Annotated in this window: 21 protein-coding genes; 1 reads left to right on the plus strand and 20 read right to left on the minus strand. The window is 38.0% G+C overall.

Annotated features, from left to right (window positions below; all coding sequences use genetic code 11):
• Positions 1-78: 78 nt before the first annotated feature.
• From meaB to C7Y47_RS01575, 8 genes are all read right to left on the minus strand, one after another.
• Entirely contained in the window at positions 79-1,176 is a 1,098-nt protein-coding gene (meaB, locus tag C7Y47_RS01540; protein ID WP_142507154.1) for a methylmalonyl Co-A mutase-associated GTPase MeaB, read from the minus strand.
• A complete protein-coding gene (scpA, locus tag C7Y47_RS01545) occupies positions 1,176-3,329 on the minus strand; it encodes a methylmalonyl-CoA mutase (protein WP_142507155.1) in 2,154 nt (717 codons plus the stop codon). Before scpA ends, meaB begins: the two co-directional genes overlap by 1 nt.
• Positions 3,326-5,017 carry a methylmalonyl-CoA mutase family protein gene (locus C7Y47_RS01550; RefSeq protein WP_366151245.1) on the minus strand — a complete coding sequence of 564 codons (1,692 nt, stop codon included), beginning with the start codon at positions 5,015-5,017 and terminating at the stop codon, positions 3,326-3,328. Before C7Y47_RS01550 ends, scpA begins: the two co-directional genes overlap by 4 nt.
• 132 nt (positions 5,018-5,149) lie before the next feature.
• Complete coding sequence (locus tag C7Y47_RS01555) at positions 5,150-6,493, minus strand: dihydrolipoamide acetyltransferase family protein (protein WP_142507292.1); 1,344 nt, start codon at positions 6,491-6,493, stop codon at positions 5,150-5,152.
• 440 nt (positions 6,494-6,933) lie between these two features.
• Positions 6,934-7,917, minus strand: coding sequence for an alpha-ketoacid dehydrogenase subunit beta (locus C7Y47_RS01560; protein WP_142507157.1), 984 nt, complete (start codon positions 7,915-7,917; stop codon positions 6,934-6,936).
• Complete coding sequence (locus tag C7Y47_RS01565) at positions 7,917-8,933, minus strand: thiamine pyrophosphate-dependent dehydrogenase E1 component subunit alpha (RefSeq protein ID WP_142507158.1); 1,017 nt, start codon at positions 8,931-8,933, stop codon at positions 7,917-7,919. Before C7Y47_RS01565 ends, C7Y47_RS01560 begins: the two co-directional genes overlap by 1 nt.
• 46 nt (positions 8,934-8,979) lie before the next feature.
• The gene (lpdA, locus tag C7Y47_RS01570; RefSeq protein ID WP_142507159.1) at positions 8,980-10,407 is read right to left on the minus strand and encodes a dihydrolipoyl dehydrogenase; all 1,428 of its coding nucleotides are present in this window, start codon (positions 10,405-10,407) and stop codon (positions 8,980-8,982) included.
• Positions 10,408-10,563: 156 nt separating this feature from the next.
• The gene (locus C7Y47_RS01575) at positions 10,564-11,658 is read right to left on the minus strand and encodes a Leu/Phe/Val dehydrogenase (protein WP_132356637.1); all 1,095 of its coding nucleotides are present in this window, start codon (positions 11,656-11,658) and stop codon (positions 10,564-10,566) included.
• Between the two features lie 433 nt (positions 11,659-12,091).
• Here C7Y47_RS01575 and C7Y47_RS01580 point away from each other — a divergent pair, with 433 nt between their 5' ends.
• Positions 12,092-12,328 carry a DUF2627 domain-containing protein gene (locus tag C7Y47_RS01580; protein ID WP_132356638.1) on the plus strand — a complete coding sequence of 79 codons (237 nt, stop codon included), beginning with the start codon at positions 12,092-12,094 and terminating at the stop codon, positions 12,326-12,328.
• A gap of 68 nt (positions 12,329-12,396) precedes the next feature.
• Here the strand turns inward: C7Y47_RS01580 and C7Y47_RS01585 are convergent, their stop codons facing one another.
• The 12 genes from C7Y47_RS01585 to dxs all read right to left on the minus strand — a co-directional run bounded on the left by C7Y47_RS01585 (position 12,397) and on the right by dxs (position 26,067).
• Positions 12,397-13,122, minus strand: a complete 726-nt coding sequence (locus tag C7Y47_RS01585) for a glycerophosphodiester phosphodiesterase (RefSeq protein ID WP_142507160.1) — start codon at positions 13,120-13,122, stop codon at positions 12,397-12,399.
• Positions 13,115-14,686, minus strand: a complete 1,572-nt coding sequence (locus C7Y47_RS01590; RefSeq protein ID WP_142507161.1) for a DUF342 domain-containing protein — start codon at positions 14,684-14,686, stop codon at positions 13,115-13,117. The genes C7Y47_RS01585 and C7Y47_RS01590 overlap by 8 nt, the downstream gene beginning before the upstream one ends.
• Positions 14,687-15,068: 382 nt before the next feature.
• A complete protein-coding gene (locus tag C7Y47_RS01595) occupies positions 15,069-15,263 on the minus strand; it encodes a hypothetical protein (RefSeq protein WP_142507162.1) in 195 nt (64 codons plus the stop codon).
• A 277-nt stretch (positions 15,264-15,540) separates the two neighbouring features.
• Entirely contained in the window at positions 15,541-15,921 is a 381-nt protein-coding gene (locus C7Y47_RS01600; protein WP_142507163.1) for a PH domain-containing protein, read from the minus strand.
• Positions 15,922-16,366: 445 nt separating this feature from the next.
• Entirely contained in the window at positions 16,367-16,669 is a 303-nt protein-coding gene (locus C7Y47_RS01605) for a hypothetical protein (RefSeq protein ID WP_142507164.1), read from the minus strand.
• Between the two features lie 894 nt (positions 16,670-17,563).
• Entirely contained in the window at positions 17,564-18,415 is an 852-nt protein-coding gene (locus tag C7Y47_RS01610) for an aminoglycoside phosphotransferase family protein (RefSeq protein WP_142507165.1), read from the minus strand.
• A 457-nt stretch (positions 18,416-18,872) separates the two neighbouring features.
• The gene (spo0A, locus tag C7Y47_RS01615; RefSeq protein WP_053483724.1) at positions 18,873-19,664 is read right to left on the minus strand and encodes a sporulation transcription factor Spo0A; all 792 of its coding nucleotides are present in this window, start codon (positions 19,662-19,664) and stop codon (positions 18,873-18,875) included.
• Between the two features lie 338 nt (positions 19,665-20,002).
• A complete protein-coding gene (locus C7Y47_RS01620) occupies positions 20,003-20,950 on the minus strand; it encodes a SpoIVB peptidase S55 domain-containing protein (RefSeq protein ID WP_142507166.1) in 948 nt (315 codons plus the stop codon).
• 120 nt (positions 20,951-21,070) lie between these two features.
• Positions 21,071-22,762 (minus strand): DNA repair protein RecN, encoded by a 1,692-nt coding sequence (gene recN, locus C7Y47_RS01625; protein ID WP_142507167.1) that lies wholly within the window; start codon positions 22,760-22,762, stop codon positions 21,071-21,073.
• Positions 22,763-22,797: 35 nt separating this feature from the next.
• Complete coding sequence (gene ahrC, locus C7Y47_RS01630; RefSeq protein ID WP_053483721.1) at positions 22,798-23,247, minus strand: transcriptional regulator AhrC/ArgR; 450 nt, start codon at positions 23,245-23,247, stop codon at positions 22,798-22,800.
• Between the two features lie 100 nt (positions 23,248-23,347).
• Complete coding sequence (locus C7Y47_RS01635; RefSeq protein WP_142507168.1) at positions 23,348-24,166, minus strand: TlyA family RNA methyltransferase; 819 nt, start codon at positions 24,164-24,166, stop codon at positions 23,348-23,350.
• Positions 24,166-26,067: a 1-deoxy-D-xylulose-5-phosphate synthase gene (gene dxs / locus C7Y47_RS01640; RefSeq protein WP_142507169.1), complete on the minus strand. Its 1,902-nt coding sequence runs from the start codon at positions 26,065-26,067 to the stop codon at positions 24,166-24,168. Before dxs ends, C7Y47_RS01635 begins: the two co-directional genes overlap by 1 nt.
• Positions 26,068-26,121 lie beyond the last annotated feature (54 nt).

The raw sequence follows: 26,121 nt of genomic DNA on the forward strand, positions 1-26,121 counted from the left end.
ATTTGACGCACATTTCATCTACTATCATAGCAGTTAGCGACGAATTTGTGCACCTAGTTGCTCATAACAAAGGTAATATTATTTCTGTGATTGTTCATCGCTAAACAAACGATCTACACCTTGTGTGACTGTTAACTGTCCATTTAAAATTTGACGTTCTAAAAGTTGTACCTGTGCTTTACGTTCTGGATTACCATAAAACATATCGATTAAATGGTCGGTAATCATCGATTGGAACCAATCTCTCGTCTGATTTTGGCGTCTAATTGACCAGTAATTATTTGTCTCAACGATTTGTCTGAACTCCCCTATTGTACTCCAGACTTTGTCGAAACCACGTTTTTCCCACGAGCTTACCGGCATTGCTGTGGACATCCACCCTGGGGTTGCAGGCTGTAAGAAATGTAAAATTTGCTTATACTCAGATACCGTTTTTTTAGCCAGACGAACATTATCACCATCAGCCTTATGAACAACAATGGCATCCGCTAACTCCATAATGCCCTTTTTCATGCCTTGTAGCTCGTCCCCGGCACCTGTTAAAACTAACAGCAAGAAGAAATCAACCATACCGCGGACATACGTTTCACTTTGTCCAACACCGACTGTTTCTATTAAAATGACATCGTAGCCAGCCGCTTCACAAACAAGCATCGTTTCACGTGTCTTCTTATGAACACCCCCTAGGGTACCAGCTGATGGAGAGGGACGAACAAATGCATTAGGCTTTTTCACGAGCTCCTCCATTCGAGTCTTATCGCCTAATATACTTCCTCCCGATAAAGAAGAGCTTGGATCAATCGCAAGAACTGCCACTTTTTTCTCCATCTCACAAAGCATCGTTCCGAAAGCCTCAATAAACGAACTCTTTCCAGCACCAGGAACGCCTGTGATCCCAATACGGACACTGTTTCCTGTATGTGGTAGAAGCTCTTGAAGAAGTTCTTGTGCTTGCACTTTATGTGTAGCATTTGAACTTTCAATGAGAGTAATAGCTTTTGACAAGTGTGTACGAGAGCTTGCACGTACTTCTTGTGCAAGCTCCTGAATGTTTAAATTGTCTGCTTTTTTCTTTCGGAATTTTTTCGGTGTACCATATTGCATTCCGTCGTGAGTTGCCTCTACTCCGTCCATAACAAATAGCGCACTTTCAGGCATTCCTTTGTTTTTGTCCATTATTCAGACACTTCCTCATAGCCTAAACGTTTATAAATCTCTTCAATAATCTTTTGTGCCGATACAGGAATAACTGTACCAGGTCCAAATATCGCTACTGCGCCAGCTTCATAAAGGAATTCATAATCTTGTGCTGGAATAACACCTCCAACAATAATAATGATATCTTCGCGGCCCAGTTTTTCTAACTCTGCTACTAATTCAGGAACAAGCGTTTTATGACCAGCTGCTAATGAAGATACACCAATGACATGAACATCGTTCTCTACAGCCATTTGAGCTGCTTCAGCAGGTGTCATAAATAGTGGTGAAATATCTACATCAAAGCCTAAGTCAGCATACCCTGTTGCCACAACCTTCGCACCACGGTCATGTCCATCTTGTCCCATTTTCGCTACTAAAATACGTGGGCGACGACCTTCGTTTTCAAGGAACTCCTCTGTCATTTGTTTCATTTCAGCAATTTGCTCCTCATCTGAGAAGTTTGCAGAGTAAACGCCAGAGATTGAACGAATTACTGCTTTATGGCGACCTGAAACAACTTCGATTGCATCAGAAATTTCACCTAAAGAAGCACGAGCACGCGCTGCATCTACAGCTATCGCTAATAAGTTTTCTTCACCATCTTGCGCAGCTTTCGTTAATCGAGCTAGATGCTTTTGTACTTCTGCTTCATCACGAGCTGCCTTCATTGCTTCTAAACGTTCAATTTGCTTTTGACGAACTAATGTATTATCAATGTCAAGAATGTCGATAGGTTCTTCTTTTTCTAGACGATATTTATTTACACCTACGATTGTTTCTGTTTTAGAGTCGATTTTCGCTTGACGTTTTGCCGCAGCCTCTTCGACTTTCATTTTTGGAAGACCTGTTTCAATCGCTTTCGCCATACCGCCTAGTTCTTCGATTTCTTCAATTAATGCCCACGCAGATTTTGTAATTTCGTCTGTTAATTTCTCCACATAGTATGAACCGCCCCAAGGATCAATAACCTTTGTCATTGCCGTTTCTTCTTGTAGGAACAGCTGGGTATTACGTGCAATACGTGCAGAGAAATCAGTTGGTAGAGCAATCGCTTCATCAAGTGCATTTGTGTGAAGAGATTGCGTATGCCCCATTGAAGACGCATTCGCTTCAATTAGTGTACGTGCCACATTATTAAATGGATCTTGCTCAGTTAAAGACCAACCCGATGTTTGTGAGTGTGTACGAAGTGCTAATGTCTTAGGGTTTTTCGGATTAAATGTTGACATCATTTGTGCCCAAATTCGGCGTGCAGCACGCATTTTTGCAACTTCCATATAATAGTTCATACCAATTGCCCAGAAGAATGATAGACGAGGAGCAAAGGCGTCAATATCGATTCCAGCTTTTAGCCCTGTACGAACATATTCAAGACCATCTGCTAGTGTATAAGCAAGTTCAATGTCATTTGTTGCCCCCGCTTCTTGAATATGGTAACCAGAGATTGAAATTGAGTTAAATTTTGGCATAAATTTTGCTGTATATTCAAAAATATCTGCAATAATTTTTATAGACATCGCTGGTGGATAAATATATGTGTTACGAACCATGTATTCTTTTAAAATGTCGTTTTGGATTGTACCCGCTAATTGGTCTGGTGTAACGCCTTGCTCTTCAGCAGCAACGATATAGAATGCAAGAACTGGTAATACAGCACCATTCATTGTCATAGAAACTGACATTTGATCCAAAGGAATTTGATCAAATAAAATCTTCATATCTTCTACAGAGTCAATCGCAACACCAGCTTTACCAACATCCCCTGTTACTCGAGGATGATCTGAGTCATAGCCACGGTGAGTTGCTAAGTCAAAGGCAACAGAAAGACCTTTTTGACCCATTGCTAGATTACGTTTGTAGAATGCATTTGATTCTTCAGCTGTGGAGAAACCAGCATATTGGCGGACAGTCCAAGGACGAGCAACATACATAGTAGGGTATGGACCGCGCGTATTTGGCGCTATACCCGCTACATCGTTTAAATGTTTTGCCTCTTTAATATCTTCTTTTGTGTATACATCTTTAATCTCGATACCTTCATTAGTCATAAATTTTTCTTCTGACGCTTGAGGAGCTTCGACTGCTAAAACTTTTTCGATTTCAACTGCACTAAAATTTGGCTTGCTCATCGTTGGACCTCCTTCATGCTAGCGAACACTGAGTTTAATTTTTCGATGATGTTCTGTCCTACGAAAATAAAGCCGTTTAAGCCATTTGCTAACCAAGCTTCTTCTTCGTCTTTAAATTTACCGGCAACGTCAACAATTACGTTAGCTAGTTTGCCTGCTAAAATTGCTGGTACTAATTCTTTTGTATCGTCATCATTACCTGCAATTACCACATATGTTGCTTCTGTAGCGTTTAACCAAGCTAATGCATCTTCAGCTGTAGCAACTGGTTCGCTTTTTTCTGGTACTAGACCTACAGTGTTTAAGAAACCTGACACGAAATCAGCACGTGGTTTTGAACTTTTAAGTGTGCCTAATGATAAGATTCCAGTTTTCACATTTGCCGTAGTCATTACCGCACGTAATTGCTCAAAAGGTATAGCAATTCGCTTAATTTCTGCAAACATTGGGTTTGTTGCGCTTTCAAGTACATCTGCTGGATTAGCATAAATATTTGTACCTATTAATGATTGCTTACGCGTTTGTACCGCTTTTATACGAGCTTGATAGGATTTTTCTAGTTCCTCCGTAAGCTTTCCAGATGCAATGTAAGCGTCAATACCTTCAGCTGCTTCAATTTCTAAGAATAATGCCCAAGCTTCTTTCACAAAATCTGCTGTTAATGACTCAATAAAGTAAGAGCCACCAGCTGGGTCTATAACTTTTAAAACATTTGTTTCTTCTTTTAAGATTAACGATACATTCCGTGCAATACGAACCGATTGATCGGTTGGCTTCGTTAATGCATCATGAGGGTGAACTGTAAAGACATCCGCACCGCCAATTAAGCCAGAAAGAGCTTCATTCGCTGAACGTAATAAGTTTACATAAACATCCAGCTTAGAGAAGCTTCTTAATGATGTTTCAGCAATAGTTGGAACTTTTACGCTATTAGATACTCCATAAGCGGATGAGAACGCTTTCCAAAGTACTTTAAAAGCACGGAGTTTTGCAATCTCTGTAAAGAACTGTGTATCCACTGCAAAAGATACATAAAATTTCTTCGCGAACGCTTCAAAGCTTTCTTCTTGTTTTGCGTATTTTGCGGCTAATGCAAGTGCATATGCTAACTCTTGCACAGCGTTTGCTCCTTTATTATGATAAATCGTCGTATCCGCACCGATTGAGCGCACGCTCGGGAAATTATTTAAAGAGATAGGATTTTTAGATACGATGAAACCTTTGACAGTTTCTCGCTGATTAACTGCTATTTTGTCGAACACTGCTAATAATGGATCATTTGAATTTTCAACCACAATTTTAAACGAATATTCTGAGAAATAAGTCCCTAATTGTACCAATACTTCTTCAGTCCATTCGAAATTTACACGGCTATCAATTGTTACTACTTCATTGCCTCGAGCTAAGCTATCATCAAGCTGTGCAAAAAATGCTTCACTAGTATCAGCATATATTTGTTGTGCCACTTGAAATGCTTCGTTATTTTGTAGGGAACGGATTGTAGCAACTTGTTTATCAAGTTCTTCACCAAGTTTTGCTACTAAACTTTCTTGGGTGTAAAGAGGTTCTAATGTAATACCTTCACTCGTTTTCGTTAAAAGAGACTCGTATGGTTTCCCTTTTAAAGCCTTGATTGCTGCATCTTGCCATTCTGAATAGGACGGCTTTTCAAATTCAATATTTTTCATGTTGTTTGACATGCGGACGCTTAATCAGCTTCCCCCCTTAGTAGTTTCTATTTGTTATTCTACATGACAAATTGCGACTCGGAAAGCAAAAAAAAATCGGAAACCGTTATATAACAGGTTTCCGAGAAGTCATCAGTAGACTGATATTGAAGATTTATTTGTATTTTCGAGTATTTCTTTTACTCTATTTAAGAATTTACCACAAACAAGTCCATCAAGAACGCGATGATCTAAAGATAAACATAAATTCACAATATCTCGTGCAGCGAACATTCCACCAGGTAAAACAACCGGTTTTTTCACAATACTTTCCACTTGCAAAATAGCCGCTTGTGGATAATTAATGATGCCCATCGACTGTACAGAGCCGAATGCACCCGTATTATTGACCGTAAATGTACCACCTTGTATATCATCCATCGTCAGTTTTCCTGCACGAACTTTCACTGCAAGCTCATTAATTTCTTTAGCAATACCTTTAATTGATTTTTCATCAGCGTGTTTTATAACAGGAACAAATAATGCATCATCTGTTGCGACTGCAATGGAAATATTTATGTCATGTTTTTGGATAATTTTGTCTTCTGCCCACATGGAATTCATCATTGGGAATTCCTTTAGAGCTTGAGCAACTGCTTTTACGAAGAAAGCAAAATACGTAATATTAAAGCCTTCTTTTTGCTTAAACTCTGTCTTGATGTTATCACGATATGCTACTAAATCCGTAACATCTACTTCCATCATCATCCATGCATGTGGCACTTCATGAACGCTCCGTACCATATTATTGGCGATCGCACGGCGCACCTTTGTTACCGGAATCTCAATATCGCCCACTTGAATTGGTTGTACAGATGTGGCTTGTTTCTTATTCTCCTGTGATGCTGGTGCTTCAAAAGGTACTGACTGTGGTACGGCCGAATCGATTGCAGGAGGTGTTTCCACTAGAGAAGTTGGCACATTTCCTGCCTCAATCAGTTGCATTAGGTCTTTTCTTGTTATACGTCCCCCTTCACCAGTACCTGTGATTTTATCAAGGGCAATTTCATACTCTTGTGCAAGTCGAAGAACAGCTGGTGAATAACGCACTTTATCCTGTCGAACTGTTTTTTGCGATGCTCTTGTAGCTGTAGTTGGCTGCTGTGTCTCCTGCTTTTTTTGTACACCTGCATTTAAAATTGCCGTACTTACCGCTGATTTTTTCGGAGGAGGAGGAGGAGGTAACTCACTGTCACCTGCTATTTCAATGGAACAAACGACTGCACCAACTGGTAACGTTTGCCCTTCCTCTACAAGTAGCTCTGTAATGACTCCTTCAAAAGAAGACGGGATTTCTGCATTTACTTTATCTGTTACAACTTCTGCTAATGGATCATATTTTTTTACCGTATCACCTGGCTTAACAAGCCATTTTTCAATCGTACCTTCTGTTACACTTTCGCCGAGCTGTGGCATTGTAATATTTTGAATAGCCATCATCTATTCCTCCCATCAATATTATGCCTAGGTGTAATTGGATCTATCAAATTACTATCATATTTATAAAATACTCATCACCATAAAGTGGGGGTTGATTTCCGTTCCGACTGGGCGCTTTGCCGCTGACGCTTCGCTTTCGCGCAGAGCAGAGCTTCCTGGGGGCGTCCGATGAGCCGCTTCACTCGCGTTGCTCGCTCCAGGGTCTCATCTGTGACGCTAATCCCCAAGGAGTCGCCCAGTCTCCACTCCAATCAACTTATATACATGACATAACGAATTAAGAAATGTCATCCCGAACTTTTGATGAAGAGCCTTAAAATACCTGTGACATGAATAAGCTTTAGGCTATGACGCGTAGATAAACAATCACATTTATTTTAGCTTTTTAAAGCTTCTATTTACCACATGAGTGGATATCAGAAATAGAACTTTTTATATTAGAATGCTGCAAGTTCTCGCATCGCACGCTCTACTTTATCAGGATTGATCATAAAATATTTTTCCATCGTTGGTGCATAAGGCATAGCTGGAACATCTGGTCCTGCAAGGCGCTGAATTGGTGCATCGAGCTCAAATAAACAATGCTCTGCAATAATTGCTGCAACCTCACTCATAATGCTACCTTCTTTATTATCTTCAGTAACAAGTAAAACTTTACCTGTTTTACTTGCCGCCTCAATGATCGCTTCTTTATCAAGTGGATATACCGTGCGTAGGTCAAGAATATGCGCTGAAATACCATCTGCTGCTAGGCGCTCTGCCGCTTGTAATGCAAAATGGACAGCTAAACCATACGTAATGACAGTAACGTCTTCCCCTTCCCGCTTAACATCTGCCTTACCAATGGGCAATGTATAATCGTCGACAGGTACTTCACCTTTAATGAGTCGATATGCACGCTTATGCTCAAAAAACAGTACTGGATCCTCATCGCGGATTGCTGCTTTTAACAAGCCTTTTGCATCATACGGTGTTGATGGTATAACAATTTTCAAGCCTGGTGTTCCTGCAAAAAGTGCCTCTACAGACTGCGAATGATAGAGCGCTCCATGAATCCCGCCGCCAAATGGTGCACGTATAACCATTGGGCAAGACCAATCATTATTTGAACGATAGCGGATTTTTGCTGCTTCAGAAACAATTTGATTAACGGCAGGCATGATGAAATCAGCGAATTGCATCTCGGCAATCGGGCGCATCCCATACATCGCAGCACCGATACCAACCCCTGCAATTGCACTCTCGGCAAGAGGCGTGTCAAGTACACGATGTTCACCAAATTGCTCATAAAGACCTGCTGTTGCTTTGAAAACTCCGCCTTTGCGGCCAACGTCTTCTCCTAAAATAAAAACACGCTCATCACGTTCCATCTCTTCCTTCATCGCTAATGTAATCGCATCAATATAAGACATCACTGCCATTACACATCACCTCCGTCCGCTGGTGCATATACATATTTCAAAGCATGCTCTGGTGTTGCATACGGAGCAGCTTCTGCATAATCTGTTGCTTCATTCACCTCTGCCATGACACGTTCTTCTATTTCAACACGTAGTGTTTCTGTCATAACTCCTGCATCCGTTAGGTACTTTTCAAACAACAGAATTGGATCATTTGCCTTTCCTTCTGCTATATCCTCGGCTGTTCGATATTGACGATCATCATCATCCGAAGAATGAGCCGTTAAGCGATAAGTCACTGTTTCTATTAAACTCGGTCCATCACCACTACGCGCGCGATCAGCTGCTTCTTTCACAACCTTATAAACTTGTAACGGATTTTTCCCGTCAACAGTAACACCTGGCATACCATAGCCAATACCGCGATCTGATACTTTTGCACAGCCTAATTGACGTTCTACAGGCACAGAAATTGCGTATTGATTATTTTCTACCATTATAATTACAGGCAGCTTATGGACTCCTGCGAAATTCGCACCTTCATGGAAATCACCTTGGTTTGAAGAGCCTTCACCTAGCGTAACAAAAGCAATAAAATCTTCTTTTTGTAGACGGCCTGCTAGAGCAACTCCCACCGCGTGCGGAACTTGTGTAGTAACTGGAGAAGAGCCTGTTAGAATACGATTTTTCTTATGCCCGAAGTGACCTGGCATTTGACGCCCACCCGAGTTTGGATCCTCTGCTTTAGCAAATGCGGATAACATCAAATCTCTTGGTGTCATGCCAAAATGTAAAACAACTCCCATATCTCGATAGTAGGGTGCAATATAATCTCTATTATTATCAAGAGCAAAGGCTGCCCCTACTTGTGCTGCCTCCTGTCCCTGACATGAAACAACAAATGGAATTTTACCAGAACGGTTTAATAACCACATGCGTTCATCTAGTCTTCTCGCCATTAACATCGTTTCGAACATTGCAAGTACATATTCTTTTGATAAACCTAAATCCTCGTGCTTAATTTGAACACTTTGCATACGAACACCCCTTCCCGACGTTTCACTTTCGCTACAAAAAAAGAAATTAAAAATGAATGGCGCGATTATCCACTGCTAATGCTGATTCCGCTAGTACCTCATTTAGTGACGGATGTGGATGAATAGCCTGACTAATTTCCCAAGGCGTTGCGTCCAATAATTTAGCAAGCGATGCTTCTCCAATTAAATCTGTCACATGTGGTCCTACCATATGAATACCTAAAATATCATTCGTTTCTTCATCGGCAATCATTTTCACAAAGCCATCTGTCTCTCCATTAACTAGCGCTTTTCCAATCGCCTTGAATGGAAACTTACCGACTTTCAATGAATAACCTTGCTCTCGAGCAGCCCTCTCTGTTAAGCCAATACTCGCAACTTCAGGGTAAGAATACACACATTTTGGTACATTTAGAACATTTAGCGCCTCTGTTTCCCCCGTTGCAATATGCTCAATCGCAGACAACCCTTCATGCGAAGCAACATGAGCTAATTGTAAGCCACCGATAACATCCCCAATGGCATACATATGTGATTCCTGCGTTTGATACGAATTATTGACTTTGATAAACCCATTTTCAACTGCTATTTCTGTATTTTCTAATCCAATACCTTGTGTATTTGCTTCACGCCCAACACAAAGCAGTACTTTATCAGCCTCAAATAATTCATCCTTATCATCGACTTTCGCAGAAATGAAAACGTTATCATTTTCAATTTTAAAGGTCCCTGTATCTAGGCGAGCGTTAGTCACAATTCGGACGCCTCTTTTTTCAAGCTGCTTAGTTACCTCTTTTACAATATCCGTATCCTCTGCAGGTAAAATGGATGGCCCATATTCAATGACCGTTACGTAAACCCCAAAATCACAAAGCATAGAGGCCCATTCAATTCCAATAACGCCTCCGCCAACAATTAATAATGACTTTGGCAAATTTTCCATTTCCAGTGCATGATCAGAGTTCATCACATATTGACCGTCAATTGTTAGTCCTGCCATTCCTCTTGGCTTTGATCCGGTGGCAATGACCACATTTGTTGGAACTAGCATTTCATTTTCATCGCCATTATTCATTTCAACTGAAATAGTGCCAGGCATTGGTGAAAAAATGGAAGGTCCTAAAATTCGACCTGTTCCCTGATAAACGTCTATTTTGCCTTTTTTCATAAGTGTATTCACACCTTGGCTCAATTGCTCAACAATCGTTTGCTTTCTTACCTGCACTTTGTCAAATTGCAATGTAACGCCTTCAATATCAACACCATATTCAGCAGCTGTTTTATTTGCCATACGATACACTTCTGCGCTTCGAAGTAAGGCCTTACTCGGTATACAGCCTTTGTGCAAGCATGTTCCGCCTAGGCGCTCACGTTCAACAATAGCTGTTTTTAAGCCCAGCTGTGCAGCTCGAATTGCTGCAACATAGCCACCTGTACCTCCGCCTAAAATGACAACATCATAATTTTGAGCCATATGGATTCCCCCTTTTGAGAAAACTCTTGTTCCTTTGGTACTAAGAAAAATGATCTGACCTTGCAGTTTAAATTCATTTAAACGATTAAATCTATTAAGCTACTATAAAGTTAGAAGAAGTCGACAATGCGACTTCTTTAAACGAATAAACGGTTTTTAACGACCGTGTAAAATATTTTTTTCATTTTTTAAAAATTGGCTACGAGACTTCGATACTCGAGCGATACGTTCTTCTGCTAAACGATTAGCCGCAACATATGTCGGAATGCCATCACGTTTAGAAATCTCGAAGATTTTTTCGATACTATCATAAATACCTTCAACACGCTTCATCGCACGCTCACGGTTATATCCATATAATTCATCAGCTACATTTATTACTCCACCCGCATTAATCACATAATCAGGTGCGTACACTATCCCTAATTCATGTAAATAATCACCATGGCGAGAATCTTGTAGCTGATTATTGGCAGAACCTGCAATTACCTTTGCTTTTAGTTGCGGAATCGTTTCATCATTTAAAATCGCTCCTAATGCACAAGGTGAGAAAATATCAACTTCCTGTGAATAGATTTCCTCTGGTGCCACAGCAGTCGCACCAAAATCATTCACAACTCGATCAATTGCCGCTTGATTAATATCTGTAACAACAAGTTTTGCACCTTCATTATGTAAATATTCGCAAAGCTTGTAGGCTACATTGCCTAAACCTTGTACAGAAATAGTACGCTCCTCTAGTGAATCAGATCCAAATGCTTCTTTTGCCGCTGCTTTTATACCACGGTAGACCCCGTAAGCAGTTACTGGAGATGGGTTTCCTGATGAACCAAAAGCAGGGGAAATTCCCGTTACATAATTTGTTTCCTCATGCATTAAATCCATATCTGTCACTGTTGTACCAACGTCTTCTGCCGTAATATAGCGACCATTAAGCCCTTGGATGAAACGTCCTAGTGCACGGAACATTTCTTCATTTTTATCTTTAAATGGGTCACCGATAATAACCGTTTTTCCTCCGCCAAGGTTTAAACCAGCTGCAGCATTTTTATAGGTCATCCCTCGTGCTAAACGTAATGCATCCTCGATCGCATTTTCTTCTGATGCATATGTCCACATACGTGCCCCGCCTAGTGCTGGCCCAAGTGTTGTGTCATGGATAGCGATAATCGCTTTTAACCCTGATGCTTCATCTTGGCAAAATACCAATTGTTCATAATCATACTTTTCCATATACTTGAAGATTTCCATGAAAACTCGCCCCTTTGCTTTTGAAAGTGCATCCCCAAATGCCCATTCCAATTCAGTATAATAAGTGTATCAATTATGCCTCGGCATAATTGCGTCCGGAAACGGCTTTGTGCCTGTACAAAGAATTTCTTTCCTATTCCATGACATTCGCCGGAGGCTTTAAATTCTTTCAGCTAGTATTTGGACACCAGCTGAAAGAATTTAAAATTGTTTAACAATGGATAATAATGCTCCATTTATTTTTACAATACTCACAATTTCGCAATTTATCAACTATTATTACATTTTCTTGTTTAAGTAAGAATTTTCTAAACATTCAGTTACAGCTATTCTATTATGTCTTTACTAGTTTTTGGGTATATCAGTAACATAGCTTCCTTGACATTCCGATATCCACAGGTACAATTAAAATTAGGAATAAGGGGGGACATGCATGGCTCGTTTAGCTGCATTTATTGTAATGCTTATTCCAGGTCTTATGGCTGCAGGTGGCATTAAATTTATGCGTGATACATTATTTGGTAAGCTCATTTCACCTTTCCCATTTTTATGGCTACAATTCGTCGTTGGCATTATTCTCTTTGTTATAGGCTTTGGCTTTTTCGCAGGATTCTTACTCCACCGCGATCGAAAAAATGGAAAAGTGGCTCCGCGCTTCCAAAAAAAATAAAAATAGCTATCCGTTTAAGTTCAAAAGACTTATTGGATAGCTATTTTTATCTTCATTCATTAGAATGATTAACGTTGCTGTTTCGCAATTACTTTATCAGGAAAATCAGTAATCCAACCAATCACAGAAGGATGCGGATTCAATAAAAATGTTTCATCCCCATCGATTGCATAATAACGACATGCTTTATTACTCGCTACACAAGCCTCCAAATATCTTGGCTTATAGTACCTTTTATGCATATGAACACTGTCAATAGCTTTGTAATCACTAAGCAAATCCCACTTTAATTTTTTTGTTGCTATAAGTGCTGTTTCATAGTTTGGCTTATATTGTTTCACAATCTCCAGTAGCTCATAGTGAAACGATGAAAAATGACTGCCAACTGGCAAAGTAAGCCCATGAAGCATTTGAATAAGTGCGTTTTTATTATTAAGAATTGTAGATTTTAATTCGATATTAAGGGGTAGCTGTCGTGAATTTGCCCAAGCTAAAACTACATCAAACGTCGGGATTTTAAACGTTGAAAACAACCGCCTCCAAGGCTTCCCAAGTTTAAAGCTTACTAGCTCTTCTATCGTACATTCGTTCACATGCTTATTGATGCCAACCAATCTTGACAGCTGTGGATCATGATACACAACTGGAATACCTTCTTTTGAAAGCTGGATATCTAATTCAATTCCATCTGCTCCAAGCTCTAAAGCCTTTTCAAAAGCCTTCAAAGTATTTTCAAGTGTATACGCTGAAGCCCCCCGATGTGCAAATACAGGAATGAATGATTCCCTAGACATTTAACTCACCATATTCAAGAAGAAATTTACCATTTGTCACCTTACTTAATAAGGATGATTTTTTGCCAATTTGAATATAGGTACCAGGATGAGCTTCCTTCGTCACAATAATTTCTTCTTTTCCAGCATGACGCATCTCATCCATTATGAGCTTAACCTCATGATCGATTGTTACTGCATCCGCTTTCAATTTTGTTAAGCTTTGTTTTGTTTCTTCAAATGTAGCTATTTGTTCCTTAGACATTTTATCAAGGAAAGGCAGTAAGCTTTTAATTTTCCCCTCGCGCTCAGAGATTTCTGATTGTAGCGACTTAAGCTGTGTAGCCCTCTCTTGCATAATAGAGTATCTTTCTTGTTTATTAACGCTTTCAATGATTAAGTCCGTCCGACGCTCTAAACGATTTCCTGAGATGGCAGTGACGATTGTATTTTTAGCTACCGTACGGCCCCCAATAATTTTCCCTTTCCGTTCATCCACAAAAATTGAATGTGCAGTGAGTTGTGATCCTAATGCGTAAAATCCTATATGAATGCTGTCAGCTGCAACTAGATTTGCTTCATTGACATGCTTAACGAAAATATTTCCGCCTGCCTCTACAATAGTTGAGCCTAAACCAAAAATCCCTCCACGAATATAAACGTCTCCTTCAATGGATTTAATAAGTTTGGCACCGCTTACACTTTCAGCACCCTCGATGGAAATATCTCCAGTAGCAATGACTGTATAGCCTGATGTAACGGTTCCTTTTATACTTAAAGAGCCATTAAATTCAATATTCCCTGTTTCAACGCCAACGTCTCCATTAATCGGCAAATGTCTATTAACACCGATCATACCTTTGATATCATCTAAGACACCAGCTATTTTAGAACGGATGACAGTTTTCCCATCCTCTTCTACTTCATAAGCCGATTTTTTATCGTATCGTATAGGAAAATCACGACCTGGTACAGCAGCCATAATTTCTCCTAGTACATTTTTCCCTGATTTACCTAATGTTGCAGGGATTTTTTCACCTAGCCAAGAACCTTCTGAAATTTCAGAAATAAAGTTCATGTCATAATAATCAGCTTTCCCATCTTCGCGAATTACTGGCTTTCTCTCTGGTTTAGGTAAGTATGTAATTTGTGCATCTGTTCCTGCTACAGGTGGTGTACCTTGTGCAATTAAAAATGCTTTTCCTGGATCAATTTTAGAAATATCAAAATCTAATATTCCATAAACAATTCCTTCGCTCTCGATTGTTTCCAGAATTTGTTGCGTTAATTTCTCTTTATTCTCTTGTATATAATCATGTGTTTCATATACAAATATTGAGGCAGACATTTTATCTCGTGCAATTTCTGCTTCAACATTAGGAAGCCAGCGTCCAATTTCAACAGGGCTAGTGTTTTCTGTTGCTAAGACATTTTTTAATATTGAAAAATTTGATAATTTAAGTCGGGGATGACTACGTAAAATACTATCAAATTCTTTTAATGGATAGCCAGCACTGTAAGTAATCATATAGACCTTACCATTTTCTTCGGTTATTTCGAATTTATCATTTCGAACTAGTATCAAGTTACCTCCTCCTTCCCTCTAACAGTAAGTATATACAATCTAATTACATTTGTTTAGAGACAATTGTCACTACCAAGAAAGATTTTACCCATACTTTGTAAGCAATATATTTATATATACCTTTAATTTTTATATCGAAATTAGTCGGTTTATACTATAAAAAGGTATGTTTTTACTCAAATTTAAAAATTCCCTTTCACGAATTGAAAAATCCCACCGTTAATAATCAGGAAATTCACAAAATCTTTAATAAATTTAAATAATACTAATGTATCTGTCTTAATTTTCATAAACCTACATTAGGCCTTCAATACTAAATGAATATGTCTTGAAAACCATTTATCAACTACTCATATAGGCTTCGAATTGAGTTAAAATATAGCTACGAGTCATTCTCTAGAATAACCTCAATGCGAATATGAGCGCCAAGTTGATCGAAATTCAGGAGCTGTTCACGTGTCATATAGTACACACTAATGCTTCCATTAATTCCAAGTCGCATCTCAAATAAATTTTCTTCTATCTGCGTTATTTCTAACGAGTTATTTTCGTCAAGCTGTAAGTTTACACTTTTCATATGTTATCACCCAATATAATTATATACGTTCAAGCAAAGATAAACGATCCACAGTATTGTTGACCGATCAATTATGCTTCGGCATAATTGCGTCTGGAATCGATGCTTCACCAAGAAACTACTTTCCGATTCCATGACATCCGCCGAGGCTTTAACTTCTTTCAGCAAGTGGTTTGGTAGCGACAGGTACAGGTATTTGGATACCCGCTGAAAAGTAACTTAACATTCATCTCACCACCAATAGATGTGGGACTTTTGCTGAAAGAAGTTATATTTATTACTTTCCTAATACATATTCCGCTAACACACTTTGAATTTTATAGATGTTAGTTGATTTATTAAAGTTTTTCTGAATCGGTAATTCACTACCTGAAACCCAAATTTTCAACTCTGCATCTAAATCAAACGTTCCCGCAGTTTCTACTGAAAAATGAAGAATACTCTTATATGGAATTGAATGATATTGCATTTTCTTCCCAGTTACTCCTTGTTTATCGATTAAGATAAGTCTTTTATCCGTAAAAATAAAAGTGTCTCTTATAATTTTATAGGCATGTTTAATTGTTTCGTGAGGTGTTAATAAATCTTTAACTTCTTCCCGTAATTTTTCTAGATTTACTTCACTTGCATTACCTATTATCCCATCAAATAAACCCATTTTAATTCCTCCTCCAAATGTCCATTCTTCATTTAAAATATGAGATTATTTTTCCATAAATTCAATGTAAATCTGCTGCAGTTAACCTTTACCTACGTGTATTAGCATAAAACGTCAGGTTAGGCGGCTTAAAAAAGTAAGTACATTTAGATTTTTACAGAACAATCCAACATATACGTTCAATTTTGATTTTTAGACATTAAAAATACGCCCTCTTAAACAGTCGGCGCAAACTGTCTAAAAAAAGCGTTAAAATTTTTGCTACGTTACTTAACTTTGATTTACCGGTCAATCTCCGCCAAACCAAACGCTATAAAGGATCACAGCTATTCCTTTCACTGTTATCGAAGACTATAAGACTGGAGAAAATGAAGAAGTCATTGATTTCAGTGAGAAAAGATTCGAAAAGATTTATTTCTAAAAAGCCGAGATTCGGCTTTTTTTATTAAGCTTCAGAAATTCCTATCCCAAAGCTAACTAATAATAAAAATATAGTCAAAATTACAAAACATAGACTATTGACAAAGACACTTAAGATTATAATATTTGTTTTTTTAGTTCTAATCCCCATCACCATTGAAACAATAAATCCAATATCTATTAATGCTAATAGCCATAAACAAATAGTTAGGAATGGTTCATTCACGAAACGACTAATAAAGAAAACTGCAAAAGTAGCTATGACTAATATAAGCGTAAAGATTATTGGCCTCGATTCTTTGCGAATAACTTGAAGATCACTTTCCATCAAAATCACCTCTCTGTATCTTTCATAACTGATTATCTTATATTTTTTTGCTATACAAATAGCTGGTCTAACTTTACTTAATATTATTAATAAGTCTCCATGAATCCACTTCGTCTGATTATGATCCAACCCATTAATTTTTCAATTGACGGGCATAGTTCATCATATATTTTTGGTAAGTTTTCATGTAAAAGTTCTTTTGTATCTATCCATAACCTATCTAATACGAAACGATTATGACGCGCTGGCTCATAAGGTCATACTGACGTTCTAGCTCGTACTGATACACGTAATCAAAGTGTCTCCAACATATAGCGTCATTCTCGTAACTCCAACAAATTGTGCGACCTGATCTTGCGTCAAATATCCGTCATTTTGAGCGAGTAGATCAATCGCAGTAACCTTTAATTCATGTCTCTTTAGTTCGCGCATAAGGCGGGATATCTCTGCATCTGATACCACATACGATTTCTAGAATCATTTTCCGACTATCACCTAATCACCTTCTTTAAAAAGAGGGCAAGTACCGCTATAAAAGCAGATACCTGCCCGTTATATTACACAATAAACATTACTGATATAGACCATATGATAAGAACGAATGAGAGAGTAAGGAAAAAAGTGTTTACTTTAGTTTCTTTATCATTTTTAATTTTTCTAATTATATTTACAAGATTTAAACAAAAAATAATCCCTAAGAACAGCATTACAAATAAACATTATACACGAAATTGGAAAATATGGTTTTATCCACTAAAACTCATTGCAATCCTTTAAACAAAACTTGTGTCGCCTGCCTTTCGATTAATTTCGCTAGTTGATACGCAATCTTTTCGATGTCATACGTTACTGTAAACGAATCATTACGACGTCTCCGAATAAAGAACAGAACTTCTATAAGCTTCTTATATATTTAATAATTTTATAAAAATAAAGGATGTGCTCTTTAGTTGATTGAGTATCGACTTTCAATAAACTTAAAATTCCTTTAACATACCAAAGTTCTAACGTTTGGTAGAACTCATTCAAATTAACCGAAACGTCATATTCTGCTAAAAATACTTGAGTGTATGTATCAATTTCCTCTAAATTCTGAGGTAAATATGACGCAAAAATGGCTACTAAATCAAAATATCTAGGTCCTTTCCGTGCCTCACTAAAATCGATGAAGCAAACATTTCGTTCAGCAGTTAACAAAATATTCCACGCACCTAGATCTCCATGAATCCACTTCGTCTGATTATGATCCAACACCATTAATTTTTCAATTGATGGGCATAGTTCATCATATATTTTTGGTAAGTTTTCATGTAAAAGTTCTTTTGTATCTATCCATAACCTATCTAATGCGAAACGATTATGACGCGCTGGTTCATAATGAAAATCCCTTAAATATTCTTGCAACATCTGATAAGTATTTAAAACCTTTTGCAAAGGAGCTTTTTCGTTTACTGAAGGTACGTAAACCTGTATTTGAAATAAATTTTTATCTATTTGAGTAAATGGCCCATCAAACTTTGAAGTTAAAATCTCACTCACAATATTTTTATTTTTTGTTCTAATATGTTGTATAAGTTTATATTCAAAGTAAGCCTGCTCTTTCGTATCAACGGATTTCAAAATATATTTTTCCGAAGTTTTTGTATGCAATAAAAAGGTTGAAGCTGTTTTTCCATTAGTTAATAAAGTTTCATTTGTAATTGTAGGTATATCAAATTCCTTTACTATTTCTAAAAAATAATCCATAAATTATCGCTCCTCTTGGCAAATTAAGTTGCTTCTAAGTTAAATGTTGGGGTGTATTTAGCACACTAACCTAGATGAACTCCGATTTCTTTATACTTCAAATTAAAAAAAGTAATCGCAGCTTCGAAAGCCATATGCATTCCGTTACATCACTTTTTGTAATCGTGGGATATTCATGTTAAAATTCATGCACAGTTCACCTTCTTATTACTTGTTTCTCGACAATTCAAGTATATATAAAACAGCGAATCTGTGCTTTTTATATGCGTGTAATTGTGTGAATACATTATAGAATCAAAAAAAAACACCTCCATGAATGGGAATTCCCCATAAATGAATGTGTTTCATAGTTTAATTCACTTAATTAACATTAAAGTTATATGATCTCAGTAATTAGTCGGTATAAATTCAATGAATTCTCTCTAAATAAGTCCTGTAATCCCTTGTAACTCTAGCCTTAACTCGCCATCATGTCGATGCGAATCTTGTCTGCAATCATGGCGATGAATTCACTATTTGTCGGCTTCGATTTTAAATGATGTACCGTATAACCAAACATCGACGAAATTGATTCATAATTGCCACGGTTCCACGCGACTTCAATGGCATGACGAATCGCACGTTCAACTCGTGATGGCGTTGTATTGAATTTTTTAGCAATTTCCGGATATAAAATTTTTGTCACAGAGCCTAATAACTCGATATCTTCGAACACCATTTGGATAGCTTCTCGCAAATAAGAGTAACCTTTAATATGAGCAGGAACGCCGATTTCTTTAATAATGGCTGTAATCGTGCTATCTAATTGATGTTGATTTAATTTTTGAGGTGCCGCTGGTTGTAAAACACTTGTCTTTTTAGGAAGTGTAGCCTTCTGCCCAGCACAATGTAAGATCTTTTGAACCAATTGATCAAATTCAAATGGCTTTAGCATGAAATAGGATGCACCTAGGTCTACAGCCTGTTTCATCACATCTTCTTGGCCAAAAGCAGTTAACATTATAACTTGAATTGATGACATTCGTTCATTTTGATACATCGACTCTAAAACAGCTAACCCATCAAGATGCGGCATTATAATATCTAGAAGCAAAATATCTGGTGTGAATTCTTCTAGCATTTGTAAACAAACTTTGCCGTTTGAAGCAGTTGCAATTATTTCAATTTCAGGATGCCCTTGAAAATACTGCTCCATCGTTTTTAACAACTCACGATTATCATCTGCAATCGCTACTTTAACCTTTGTCATTTAAATTCCTCCTTTTGAACTGCTTTGAATTACCCCAAAGCGTCACCTATCCCCTAATGCAATTTTTGCACACTTTGGAATTTTCGACATTTTTGGTTTAAAAACCTTTTCAATTTCCAAAAATGAGTATGTAGTCCGATACTTTCTTTTTATATCGACAAGTTATGATAAATACCTGTAAAGCTTCGAATGCTTATATCATTTATTTTAGTGAAAAAACGGAGATAAAACTACAGTTTTTTTAAAGTGTCGCTAATCACTTCATAAATAAACGAAATACTTGATGAACAAGATATTTTTATGAAAGAATGGAGCTACCTTTTCGGCAGCTCCTTCGTTTAAGATGATTTTTTTAACATTTCTGCTACTGTAAGCGCTGCTCCCTTTTTTGGCTCCTCCACAAACATATGTGTAACCGCACCTACAAAAAGACCGTCTTGAATGATAGGACTGCCACTCATCCCCTGCAAAATACCACCTGTTTTTTCAATGAGCTTCTTGTCAGTTACTATGAATTCAAGGCGTTCATTTTCAACCTTGGTAATTTCAATTGAAAAAGTTTCTACCTTACTGCCCTCAATCGCAGTATAGATTTCAGCCTTCCCTGTTTTTATATCCTTTTCATGCATAATTTCAATTGCTTTAGGCAAACTTTGTTGATAACCGTCTTCCCAACGGCCAAAAATTCCATAAACTGTATTTTTATCGATACTCCCTAATCGATTATGGTGTTTTTCAATGGAGGATATTTTATAGCCAGGCTGACCAGGTATGCTTTTACGAATTTGTTGAATCGAAGCTAAAAAAATGGAGCCAGCATGGAAAATAGGGGCTTCTTGTAACGTTGAATCAACGATTTGGTGGCCTAATGCACCGTAATTTTTTGTCTCTGGATCAATGTATGTCAATGTTCCTACTCCATCTGTTTCATCTTTTAGAAAGGAAATAACATGTTCTGCTTCTTGCTCCTGTAAATCAAGTGTCATTTCTTTTCCTTCACTTTTTATCGTCCATTTCTGTTGTCCTTGCCGAGCAACAGCTTTTTTGGCATCTACAAGTGTTTTTACTGTAATATCATTTATTTTTTCAATTACAGCGCCTCCTTTCATCCACTGATTGGAAGCTAACAGCACATCATGTGCTACAAATACATGTGATAGCTGAAGTTGAATACCAATTGCTTCGCCCATCGGAATTAGCTTTTTTGCGGCAAAAGCCTTTACGGGCATGAATAATAAAACGATGAGCATAGGCAAAATGACAAATTGACGCCAACGACGATACATACGACACCTCCTTTTTATTTTTGTCTTTTTACTATGTGTTTTTGTGGCGTTCTTATAAGCGGTAAATATTTGCGCAAAAAGAAAAAACCCAGAAACAACGAGTGTTTCTGGATTCTTTTGCTATCTCATTTGTTTTTTTCGTGTATTAGCCATTTTTAAAAGCTCTGTGGCGTGTTGCAAAGTTAAATCTGTAATTTCCGCTCCAGATATCATGCGACTGATTTCTTCAATACGAGCATTCGTATCTATTTCCAGCAATGACGTAAATGTTCGATCATGCTCGACTTCTTTTTTAATAAAATAGTGATGATCGGCCATCGCAGCCACTTGCGGTAAATGCGAAATACATAAAACTTGAGAATTAACAGATATTGCAGCAATTTTTTCTGCGATTGCTTGTGCTACACGACCACTTACACCAGTATCTACCTCATCAAATATAATAGATGTTATGCCATTTGAGGATGAGAAAATCGTCTTTAACGCAAGCATCATACGCGATAATTCTCCACCAGAAGCAATTTTCGGTAAAGATTTTGGCGGCTCGCCTACATTCGTAGAAATATAAAAAATTACTTGGTCTTTACCATTTGCATCAAAGTAAGGCAATTCATCAAAATTAACAATGAATTTTGCTTTTTCCATATGTAATTCACGTAGTTCGGCCATAATAGCTTCACTTAAATTATGTGCAGCGTCCTTTCGAACAGTAGAAAGTTCTGCAGCAAGTTCATTTAATACTGCTTCCATTTCCAATACTTTTCGTTCTTTTACTTGTAAAATTTCGTCTCGATTTAAAAGCTCATTTAACTCTGTTTTAATTTTATCGTAATACGCTAAAATCTCTTCAACTGTTGAACCATATTTGCGCTTCAAATTTTGTATTAAGGCTAAACGTTGCTCAACTTCATTTAATCGAGCCGGATCAAATTCTAATTCATCCAATACATTTTTGACCTGGTAAGCAGCATCCTGTAATGCATAAAATGCAGTCGTGACAGATTCCGATGCTTCTTTAAATTGCTCGTCAATTGTCGCAGCATCCTCTAATGCACCCATCGCATTGCCAATCCAGTCAAGGCCTTTAGAATCACCTTGAATAGCTTCATATGCAGCACTCGAGCGTTCGAAAATCTTATTGAAATTCATTAAACGACGACGTTCATCCAATAACTCATCTTCCTCGCCAAGTTTTAAATTGGCATCCTCCAGCTCTTTCATTTGGAATTGGTACAAATCAATACGCTGCGCCATTAACTGTTCGTCAATCGAAATCGAAGCTAATTCTTTTTTTAATGAACGATATTCTTCGTATTGAGAACTGTACAAATTTTGAATAGGTGTCAGTTGTTCCTCAGCAAAATGGTCCAGTAAATAGATATGCTGTTTCTCATCCATAAGCTCTTGATTTTCATGCTGTCCATGAATATCGATGAGGCTAGACCCAATATCACGTAGTACAGATAATGGCACAAGTTTTCCGTTTACTCGACAAACACTTTTTCCAGTATCATTTAAATCACGGCGCAAAATAATGGTATCTTCTTCTATTTCTATGCCTGCCTCTTCAAGTTTCTTATAAACAGGATGCCCAGAACTTGAAATTTGAAATAAACCACCTAATTCTGCCTTTTTAGCTCCATGACGAATAAATTCGGAATTCCCTCGGCCGCCAGCAAGTAAATGCACGGCATCGATAATAATTGATTTTCCTGCACCCGTTTCACCTGTTAAAACTGTTAAACCATCTGAAAAACTAACTGTTAAATCCTCAATGATGGCAAAGTTTCGAATACTAAGCTCTCTTAACACAAATTGTCACCTCTGTATCAAATTACCCTGCTATTTTACAGCATGTCTAATAAGCGATTTTTTGTATTTTCACGCTCATCTTCGTTACGACAAATAATTAAAATAGTATCGTCTCCAGAAATAGTACCTAAAATTTCAGGCCAATCTAAATGATCAAGTAGTGATGCAATAGCATTGGCATTACCAGGAAGAGCCTTCATTACCAAAAAGTGTGATGCACCATCAATGCTGACAAAAGCATCAGCTAACGCACGGTGTAATTTTTGTATTGGATTGAAACGTTGGTCTGCGGGCAAGCTATATTTATAGCGTCCATCCTGTAAAGGTACTTTCACAAGATGAAGCTCTTTAATATCACGTGATACTGTTGCTTGTGTCACATTATAGCCTGCATCCTTTAAAAAATCGACTAAATCATCTTGTGTTTCAATTTCATGATTGGCAATAATATCCCGGATTCGTATATGCCTCTGTCCTTTATTCATGTCGGTCACCTCTTATAAATAGTTGAATATTTGTATATTTACACTACCATTTTAAACATAAAAGCACAAGAAAAAACACGGCTCTGTAAATGAGCACGTGTTATTTTAGTGCACTATGCGCTTCTTCAACGAGTGCATTAAAAGCTGTATACGCAGGAATTTCTTCATTACCTATAGGATTCACTAAATGGAATAAAAATTCAATATTTCCCTCGCCTCCTGTAATTGGCGAAAACGAAGCATCCTTAACGACAAAGCCAACCTCTGTCGCCATTGCAGCAGTTTTTTCTAAAACTTCTAAATGTACTTTTTTATCACGAACAATGCCTTTTTTACCGACATTCTCTTTCCCAGCTTCAAACTGAGGCTTCACCAATGCCATTACATCGCCACCTGGCATTAACAATGTTTTTAAGACAGGTAAAATAAGCGATAATGAAATAAAGCTAACATCTATTGTAGCAAAGTCTGGCAAGCCCTCTGTTAAATCTGGCGCTGTCGTATAACGGAAATTTGTTTTTTCCATGACAGTTACACGTTCATCAGAACGGATCTTCCATGCTAGTTGGTTAGAACCAACATCTAATGCATAGCAATGTCTTGCACCATGCTGTAATGCGCAATCTGTAAATCCTCCTGTAGAGGAGCCAATATCAAGCATTAGCTTCCCCTCTACAGACATATCAAAAATTTGTAGCGCCTTTTCAAGTTTCAAGCCGCCACGACTAACATATTTTAAATCAGAGCCTTTTACTTGTAGTGGTGCATCTATAGCAATTTTTTCTCCCGCCTTATCAATGCGAGTTTCATTAGAAAAAACAAGCCCTGCCATAATAGAGCGCTTTGCTTTTTCTCGCGTTTCGCATAGCCCACGCTCTACAAGTAAAATGTCTACACGTTCTTTTGGTTGTTTTGTCATTATTTATTCAAACCTACTTGTTGTTTTTGTTGAAGTAACACATGCAGACGTGCCACTGTATCCTCAGCCGTCATATGAATTTCAGCGAGAAGCTGATCTACATTACCATGCTCAATAAAATGATCAGGGATTCCCATACGATCAATTATTGCACTTAAATAGCCATGGTCATGGGCAAATTCTAATACACCACTACCAAAACCACCTTGCAGTACCGCCTCTTCAATCGTCAAAATTGGTTTACGGCTTGTTAATATACGGTGAAGCATATTCTCATCCATTGGTTTAATGAATCGTGCATTGACTACTTCTATCTCAACACCTTGCTGCGCTAAAATATTGGCTGCTTCCAGTGCCATAGAAATCGTCGTACCAAAGGTTAAAATCGTTGCATCCTTACCTTCACGTAACACTTCCCAGCTACCAATTGGTAACGCCATAAGCTCATCATCTAACGGAACGCCTATACCATTGCCTCGAGGATAACGTAATGCAATTGGACCGCCATCATAGTCAATGGCTGTTTTCACCATATGCTGACCTTCATTTTCATCTTTTGGCATCATAATTGTCATATTTGGTATATGACGAAGGAATGCAATATCAAATACGCCTTGATGTGTTTCACCGTCTGCGCCAACTAAGCCTGCACGGTCAATTCCTATAAAGACATTTAGATTTGGACGTGCGATATCATGTAGTACTTGGTCATAGGCACGTTGAAGGAATGTTGAGTAAATGGCTAAAAACGGCTTCATGTTTTGTGTCGCTAAACCTGCCGCCATCGTTGCTGCATGTTGTTCAGCAATCCCTACATCAAAGAAACGTTCTGGGAAATCCTTTTGAATCCCTTGTAATTTTGAACCTACTGGCATTGCTGGGGTAATCGTGACAACGCGTTTATCCTCATGAGCAATTTTGCGGACAGTCTCAGCAATCAAGCTACTCCATGCTGGACCTTTCACCTCAGACTTTACAAAGGCACCGTTTTCAATTTTATACGGACCTGTCCCATGCCAATTACCAATTGTATCATCTTCAGCAGGTTTATAACCTTTGCCTTTTTTCGTAATGACATGAACGAGCACTGGGCCTTTCACTTTTTTAGCTTGTGATAATGTTGACTCAAGAGCATCGAAATCATGTCCATCAATCGGACCAAGATATTTAAAGCCTAGCTCCTCAAAGAACACACCTGATACTACTAAATATTTTAAGCTATCCTTTAAGCGCTCAGCAGTTGTAGCAAGCTTACCGCCTAGCACTGGGATCTTATTAATGAGCGATTCCAGCTCTTCTTTAGCTTTTGAATATTCTTTAGCTGTACGAAGACGCCCTAGTACACTGTGTAGCGCTCCGACGTTTGGAGCGATTGACATTTCATTATCGTTTAAAATGACAATCATATTTGTTTTAGCATGGCCGATATGGTTTAACGCCTCCAGCGCCATACCGCCTGTTAAAGCTCCATCTCCAATAATTGGTATCACGAAGTTTTTTTCTTTTTTGATATCTCGTGCTGCTGCCATACCCATGGCTCCTGACAAAGATGTCGAGCTATGACCTGTCTCCCACTCATCATGTTCACTCTCCACACGCTTTGGAAAACCACAAAGCCCTTTGAACTGACGTAATGTATCAAATTGATTTGCACGACCTGTCAAAATTTTATGCACGTAAGCTTGGTGGCCAACATCCCATAAAAACTTATCTTGTGGACTGTCAAACATTTTATGGAGCATAATCGTTAGCTCCACAACACCTAGGTTCGGTCCAATATGACCACCCGTGACAGAACATTTTTCGATTAAGAAGGTACGAATTTCTTGTGCAAGTCGCTCAAGACCCTTCTTATCTAAGCTTTTTAAAAAGGCTGGACTAGTTATATTATTAAAATCCACCTTTCTCACACACCTTTTCAATAAATTATTCACCGTAATTGTGTTTCCACTATT

Source organism: Lysinibacillus sphaericus, assembly GCF_006864135.1.
Lineage (GTDB): Bacteria > Bacillota > Bacilli > Bacillales_A > Planococcaceae > Lysinibacillus.